Consider the following 6,928-nt stretch of genomic DNA (forward strand, 5'->3'; position numbering starts at 1 on the left):
CGGCCCTGCTGCGCGCGGCCTCGGGCTGCTGTTCCAGCGATTCCGCGACCGAGACGGCACGCCGGTCGCTGTCGACGAGAGCGTGCTCGACGCGGCGGAGCGTTTCGATCTGTCCCGTCAGCTCCGTCCGGTGCCGCCCATCGCGGCCGGTCCCGCAGCCGCCCGCGCGGGGGCGACGGCCATGATGGACGTGTCGGACGGGCTCGTGCTGGACGCGACACGCCTCGCGTCCGCCTCGGGGGTGACGATCGATCTGCGCTCGTCGGCGATCGGCGGGGAATCGGCGCTGTCCGGCGGCGAGGACCACGCGCTGCTGGCCACCTTCCCGCCGCAGGCCTCACGTCCGGAGGGCTTCCGCGTCGTCGGGAGGGTGGTCCCCGCGGGAGGCGACGCCGTGCTCATTGACGGGCAGGCTCCGCGAGGTCGTGGCGGCTGGGACCCCTACGCCGACTGGGACGCAGGCCGGGGCTGATCCGATTCCCCAGCGGGCTCCGGCCGCGCCCACCAGATCGTCGTGTCGCCGTGGCGTCGGGATCGCTGCCAGCGGAGTCCCGGCGGAAGGGTCGGCTCGCCCGAGCGTGTGGCGCGCTCTATCACGACGTCCGCGTCGGCGGAGAGCACTCCGGCCACGAGCGCGAGGGTCTCGGTCAGCTCCGCGTCGGCGAGGTCGTACGGCGGATCGAGGAACACGAGGTCGAACCGATGAGACGTGCCGCGGAGGAACGCGTCGCTGCTGGACCGGTGCACCAGCGCCGTCACGCCGTCCATGGCCTTGGCCACTCGTCGGGCGTTCCGCGTGGCGACGGCGGCCGCCTTCGGTGCCTTCTCGACGAGGTCTGCCGACGTGGCGCCGCGGGAGAGGCATTCCAGGCCGAGCGCCCCGGAGCCGGCGTACAGGTCCAGGACAGCGGATCCGGCGATCGCCCCGGCGGACTCGAGCGCCCCGATCACGGATTCGCGCACGCGCTCCGAAGTCGGTCGCGTGCCGGCGTCGGGGACCTCGAGGGGGATCGAGCCGGCGCCTCCGGCGATGATGCGGGTCACCGCTCCACCCTACAAAGCCGGGGGCGTCGGTGGCGGTGCCTAGACTTTCTGCCATGCCCACCCTCGACTCCCGCCTCGACGGTGTCGTCGGCACGGCGGCCAAGACGCTGGAGCGCGCGTTCGGGATGAGGACCGTGGGCGATCTGCTCGGCCACTATCCTCGTCGCTACGCCCGTCGGGGCGAGCTGACGCCCATCCTCACACTGCCCGTTGGAGAGACGGTCACCATCGTGGCCGAGGTGCGCCGCGTCGGCGAACGGCGCATGCGCAACCGCAGCGGGAGCATCCTCGAGGTCGTGATCGGCGACGGCACCGGCGAGATGTCGCTGACGTTCTTCAATCAGTCCTGGCGCATGAAGGACCTCCGGCCGGGGCGTCGCGGCACCTTCTCGGGAAAGGTGGGGGAGTACCGCGGGTCGGTGCAGTTGACGCATCCCGCCTACGAACTCTTCGATGACATCGACACCGCTCTCATGTCGGCCGAAGCGTGGGCGAAGCTTCCGATCCCGATCTATCCGGCGACGAGCACGCTGACGAGCTGGCAGATCACCAAGCTCGTCCACCACGCGCTCGACGTGCTCGACCCCGTGCCCGACCCGCTGCCCGACAGGCTTCGCGAGGCTGCGCGTCTGCTTCCGCTGGGCACCGCCATCGAACGCATCCACCGTCCGGACTTCGACGAGCAGATCGAACCAGCCCGACAGACGCTCCGCATGCACGAGGCCTTCGTGCTGCAGGCGGCGCTGCTGCAGCAGCGTCACTTCGTGCGGGCGATGTCGGCGACCGCCCGGACACCGGGCGCGCTGCTGGCCGACTTCGATGCGCGACTGCCGTTCGAGCTCACCGAGGATCAGGTCGAGGTCGGTGCGCGCATCGGCGCGGACCTCGCCGGGGCCTGGCCGATGAACCGTCTCGTGCAGGGCGAGGTCGGCTCGGGGAAGACGCTGGTGGCGCTCCGAGCGATGCTCCAGGTCGCCGAGAGCGGGGGGCAGTCCGCCCTCATCGCGCCGACCGAGGTCCTCGCCGCTCAGCATCTTCGCTCGATCACCAGGATGCTCGGCCCCGAACTCGCTCCGCGGATCATGCCGACGCTGCTCACCGGGCAGCTCTCGGCAGCGGAACGACGCCGCGCAGCCCTGCGCGTCGCGTCGGGTCAGTCGCTCGTCGTCGTCGGCACGCACGCCCTCCTGAGCGAGAGCACGACCTTCGCCGACCTCGGGCTCGTCGTCGTCGACGAGCAGCACCGGTTCGGAGTCGACCAGCGCGAATCGTTGCGGGCGAAGGGAACCTCTCCGCACGCGCTGGTCCTCACGGCCACACCCATCCCCCGCACCGTCGCGATGACGGTGTTCGGCGACCTCGACGTCTCCACGATCCGCTCGATGCCGGCCGGTCGAGCAGGCATCGAGACGCACGTGGCCCCGGTCGCCGAGCGACCGGCCTGGTTCGCTCGCGTGTGGGACCGCATCGCCGAAGAGGTGTCGCAGGGACGCCAGGCGTTCGTCGTGTGCCCGGCGATCGACGCCGACGGCCGCGGAGGAGCCGTGCGCGACGGCGCCGACGACCCCGTCGCTGACGCCGTTGCGGCGGGCACGGGCCCGGCGCGCACGCGGTGGGGCGTCGTGCAGGTCGCCGAGCTGCTGGCGGGGCACCCGGCCTTCGCGGCGCTGCGCGTCGAGACGCTGCACGGCAAGATGCCCGCCGAGCACAAGGACGCCGTGATGCAGGCCTTCGCCCGCGGCGAGGTCGACGTGCTCGTGGCCACGACCGTCGTCGAGGTCGGCGTCGATGTGCCCAACGCCTCGACGATGGTCATCCTCGAGGCCGATCGATTCGGTGTGTCGCAGCTCCACCAGCTGCGGGGGCGTGTCGGCCGCGGCGGCGTGCCGGGCCTGTGCCTGCTCGTGACGGAGGCCGAGCGAGGCAGTCCCGCGCGCGACCGGGTCGATGCGGTGGCGCGCACCCTCGACGGATTCGCCCTCGCCGAGGTGGACCTCGAGCTGCGGGGCGAGGGAGATGTGCTCGGTGACGCGCAGTCGGGGGCGCGCACATCGCTGCGACTGCTCCGGGTCGTCACCGACGCCGACATGATCGCCCACGCGCGCGCCGCGGCCGAGGAGGTGCTCGCCGCCGATCCGGCCCTGGAAAGTCACCCCGCGCTGGAGGCGGCCCTCGCGCGGAGGGTGGGGATGGCGGAACGAGCAGCCCTCGCCAAGAACTGAGCACGGCCGCGCCGCTAGGCTGGCTGCATGAGCAGCCGTGTCGCCGTGGTCCCGGGATCCTTCGACCCGCCGACCCTGGGCCACCTCGACGTCATCCGTCGCGCCGCGGGTCTGTACGACCGGCTGCACGTACTGGTCGTGCACAATCCGGACAAGGAGGCGATGCTTCCGATCGCGCAGCGCCTGTCGCTGCTGGAGGAATCCATCGCCGAGGGCGACGTCGACGGCGACGTCGTCGTTGCGGCCTGGAGCGTCGGTCTGCTCGTCGACTACGCGGTGGAGGTCGGAGCGGGCGTGCTCGTGAAGGGCATCCGCTCACAGGTGGACGTCGCATACGAGACCCCCATGGCCATCGTGAACCGGCACCTCGCCGAGATCGAGACGGTGTTCCTGCTGCCCGACCCCGCCCACGCCATGGTGTCGAGCTCCCTGGTCCGGCAGGTGTCGGCTCTCGGCGGCGACGTGTCGCCGTTCGTGCCTGCGCCGGTTGCGCGCTTCCTCGACACGGGGGCCCGCGGGATCTGACGGGATGCTCCGACCGGCCCGCCTCCCGCTTCGCACGGGTAGCATTGTCGACCGTGGTCAAGCACAGTCAGGGACCGTTCGTCCTCCCCGTCCGCGACATCACCCACCGCCCGGGTGAGATGCGCGAGTTCGAGATCGAGGTGACTGCTCCCGAGAAGTGGGGCGAGGGCCTCGTCTCGGTTCCGCAGGGTGAGCCGATCACCGTCGACGTGCGTCTGGAGTCGGTTCACGAGGGCATTCTCGTCTCCGCGGACATCGACACCGACTACCGAGGCGTCTGCGGTCGGTGCCTCACCGATGTGTCGGAACCGGTCGAAGTCGAGTTTCAGGAGCTTTTCGCGTATCCTGGATCGGAACAAACTGACTTCGAGGTTCACGACGACCACGTGGATCTTGAACCTCCGGTCAGGGAAGCGATCGTCTTGTCGCTTCCGTTCCAGCCGGTGTGTCAGCCGGACTGTCCCGGGCTCGACCCCGTGACGGGCGAGAGGCTGACGGGGCGCACGGTTCAGGAGCAGCCCGCTCCGATCGATCCGCGCTGGGCCGCGCTGCAGGACTACACCACAGACCACGACGACACCTCGCGCCCGTGAGGGCGGGCAGGTCGCCGAGAACACAGAAGAGAGTCAGCCATGGCAGGTAACCCCCCGAAGCGGAAGGTCTCCCGTTCCAACACGCGCTCACGCCGCGCGCAGTGGAAGGCCGAGGCCCCCACGCTCGTCAAGACCGTCGAGAACGGCAAGACCGTCTACAGCCGTCCGCACCAGGCGAAGGTCGTCACCGACTCGCAGGGCACGGAGCTGTTCCTGGAGTACAAGGGCCGCAAGGTCGCCGACGTCTGATCGGCCGTCGCGGCTGATCATGGCGCAGCGTGGCACGCGGGCGACGGCGTCCGACGCGTCCCTTCTCGACAAGCTCGGGGTCGATATCGACCCCGAGCTTCTGTCGCTTGCGCTCACGCACCGTTCGTGGGCGTATGAGAACGGCCAAGGACCGCACAACGAACGTCTCGAGTTCCTCGGCGACAGTGTGCTCGGCCAAGCCGTCACCGTGCGGCTGTACACCCGGCATCCTGAGCTCGACGAGGGCTCGCTGGCCAAGCGTCGTGCGAGCGTGGTGTCCACCGTCGCGCTGGCCGAGGTCGCGCGCGGCATCCGGCTCGGAGAGCATTTGCGTCTTGGGGTCGGCGAAGACCGCACGGGCGGGCGGGACAAGGACTCGATCCTCGCCGACACCATGGAGGCCGTGATCGGCGCGACCTATCTGTCGACGGGTCCGGACGCGGCGACCTCCCTCGTCCTGCGGCTTGTCGAGCCGCTGCTCGCGGATCCCGAGCGCTACGGCGTCGCGATGGATCCCAAGACGGGACTCCAGGAGCTCGCCGCGAGGCTCGAGCGTCCGGCGCCGGTCTACGAGGTCGATTCCACCGGTCCCGACCACGACCGGGTGTTCACCGCCACGGTCGCCGTCGGCGATCACTCCTCGGTCGGCGTCGGGACCAGCAAGAAGCAGGCCGAGATGGCCGCGGCGCTCACCGCGTGGCACGAACTCAGCGCGCGTGCCTGAGCTGCCCGAGGTCGAGGTCGTCCGTGCGGGCCTCGCCCCCGCCGTCAGCGGCGCCCGGGTGACCGCCGTGACGGTGCTCGATGACCGGGCACTCACACGGCACCCCGGCACCGCGGCCGACTTCGAGGCGCGACTGACGGGGCGGACGATGCAGGCGGCCGCGCGCCGCGGCAAGTTCCTGTGGCTCCCGCTCCTGCCGGAAGCGCCGGAGGAATCGGTCGGCGTCGTGGCGCACCTCGGCATGAGCGGTCAGCTGCTCCTTCGTCCCGCCGGTTCGCCCCCCGAGCGTCACGAACGCATTCGCCTCGACGTGCAGCACCCCGAGCACGGCGAGCTCGCCGTCGTGTTCGCCGATCAGCGCACCTTCGGCTCGCTCGCCTGGGACGCCCTCGTGCCGACACCGGACGCCGCGGCCGGGGGCGCCGGCTGGCCGGCCGCGACCGTTCCGACGCAGGTCGTTCACATCGCCCGCGACCCCCTCGACCCCGCGTTCGCCGAGGCGGACTTCCGGAAGGCGCTGGGTCGCAAGGGCTCCGCGATCAAGCGCGTGCTGCTGGATCAGACCGTCGTGAGCGGCATCGGGAACATCTATGCCGACGAGTCCCTGTGGGCTGCTCGCATCCATCCCGAGACGCCGGCGTCCGCGTTGGCCACTCGAGCCGTGCGGCGCCTGCTCTCCGAGGTTCGCGCGGTGCTGCACAAGGCCCTCGCCGAGGGTGGGACGAGTTTCGACGCGCAGTACGTCAACGTCAACGGGCAGGCGGGCTACTTCGCCCATTCGCTGAACGTCTACGGGCGCACCGGGCAGGCCTGTCCGCGCTGCGGGCATCCGGTCGTGCGGGTGTCGTTCACCAACCGCAGCAGCCACTTCTGCGCCCGGTGCCAGAAGCGCGCATCTTGAGGTTCACGTCAGCGTCTTCTTCCAGGCGCCGTCGTACAGGACGGGGACGAATCCGAGTGCCTCGTTGATGTCGAGCATCGGCCGGTTCTCCTCGGCGTTGTAGGTGAGCACGCGCGGGGAGTCCGGCGCGATCTCGCGCCACCGCAGCAGTCCGGCGCACTTGACCAGCATGCCCAGGCGGTGCCCGCGATGCGCCGCGAGCACGAGCGTGTCCTCCTGGAACGTGACCGAACCGGGAGCGGAGCCGCGCACGAGCTCGTTGAACGCGCACAGCTCACCGGTGGCGATGTGCTCTGCGGCGGTCACCAGCACGCGGTGGCCGCCGTCGAGCCACAGGGCGTCGTGCCGTTCCACGCGGGCGGCATCCCAGGCCTCTTCGTCGAAGGTCAGCGCGGCGGCGGGAACATCCGTCGACATCCGCGACTTCATCCAGGCGTACCCGGCGACGCGTTCCGCGGGAGTGGGCAGCATCCACGGCACGACCCGGTAGCCGGAGGCCGCCGCCCGGGCAGCGGTGAGCAGGCTCTGCACCCGATCCGGTGCGGCGGTGAGGTCGAAGGCGCTGCATCGCTCGATCTGCTCGAGGGTGTAGCCGTGCCGTCGATAGAAGCGCGCGGCGTGATCGAGGGGGATGCTGCCGAACCCCGTCGGCGGTGCAAGACGTTCGCCC

7 protein-coding genes and 2 pseudogenes are annotated in these 6,928 nt (G+C 70.9%); 7 read left to right on the forward strand and 2 right to left on the reverse strand.

The features are described from left to right. Positions 1-472: pseudogene (locus B4E30_RS11420) on the forward strand (thiamine-phosphate kinase); the annotation flags it as partial. On the opposite strand, the gene B4E30_RS11425 reads toward B4E30_RS11420, so the two are convergent. Further along, on the reverse strand, positions 442-1,044 hold the full coding sequence (locus B4E30_RS11425; protein ID WP_194385107.1) for an RsmD family RNA methyltransferase: 603 nt from the start codon (positions 1,042-1,044) through the stop codon (positions 442-444). The pseudogene B4E30_RS11420 and the gene B4E30_RS11425 sit on opposite strands and share 31 nt — an antisense overlap. A 53-nt stretch (positions 1,045-1,097) precedes the next feature. Here B4E30_RS11425 and B4E30_RS11430 point away from each other — a divergent pair, with 53 nt between their 5' ends. From B4E30_RS11430 to mutM, 6 genes are all read left to right on the forward strand, one after another. Beyond that, complete coding sequence (locus B4E30_RS11430) at positions 1,098-3,266, forward strand: ATP-dependent DNA helicase RecG (RefSeq protein WP_286795385.1); 2,169 nt, start codon at positions 1,098-1,100, stop codon at positions 3,264-3,266. Between the two features lie 27 nt (positions 3,267-3,293). Further along, positions 3,294-3,791 (forward strand): pantetheine-phosphate adenylyltransferase, encoded by a 498-nt coding sequence (gene coaD, locus B4E30_RS11435; protein WP_071043171.1) that lies wholly within the window; start codon positions 3,294-3,296, stop codon positions 3,789-3,791. A 119-nt stretch (positions 3,792-3,910) separates the two neighbouring features. After that, entirely contained in the window at positions 3,911-4,384 is a 474-nt protein-coding gene (locus tag B4E30_RS11440) for a YceD family protein (protein WP_194385487.1), read from the forward strand. Between the two features lie 39 nt (positions 4,385-4,423). After that, positions 4,424-4,633 (forward strand): 50S ribosomal protein L32, encoded by a 210-nt coding sequence (gene rpmF / locus B4E30_RS11445; RefSeq protein ID WP_045297913.1) that lies wholly within the window; start codon positions 4,424-4,426, stop codon positions 4,631-4,633. 19 nt (positions 4,634-4,652) lie between these two features. Continuing rightward, positions 4,653-5,357 carry a ribonuclease III gene (rnc, locus tag B4E30_RS11450; RefSeq protein WP_194385109.1) on the forward strand — a complete coding sequence of 235 codons (705 nt, stop codon included), beginning with the start codon at positions 4,653-4,655 and terminating at the stop codon, positions 5,355-5,357. Further along, positions 5,350-6,258: a bifunctional DNA-formamidopyrimidine glycosylase/DNA-(apurinic or apyrimidinic site) lyase gene (gene mutM, locus B4E30_RS11455; RefSeq protein WP_194385110.1), complete on the forward strand. Its 909-nt coding sequence runs from the start codon at positions 5,350-5,352 to the stop codon at positions 6,256-6,258. Before rnc ends, mutM begins: the two co-directional genes overlap by 8 nt. Before the next feature lie 3 nt (positions 6,259-6,261). On the opposite strand, the pseudogene B4E30_RS11460 reads toward mutM, so the two are convergent. After that, positions 6,262-6,928, reverse strand: a pseudogene (locus B4E30_RS11460) (GNAT family N-acetyltransferase); the annotation flags it as partial.

It is taken from the genome of Microbacterium sp. UBA3394 (assembly GCF_002358725.1).
In the GTDB taxonomy this organism is placed as follows: Bacteria; Actinomycetota; Actinomycetes; order Actinomycetales; family Microbacteriaceae; genus Microbacterium; species Microbacterium luteum.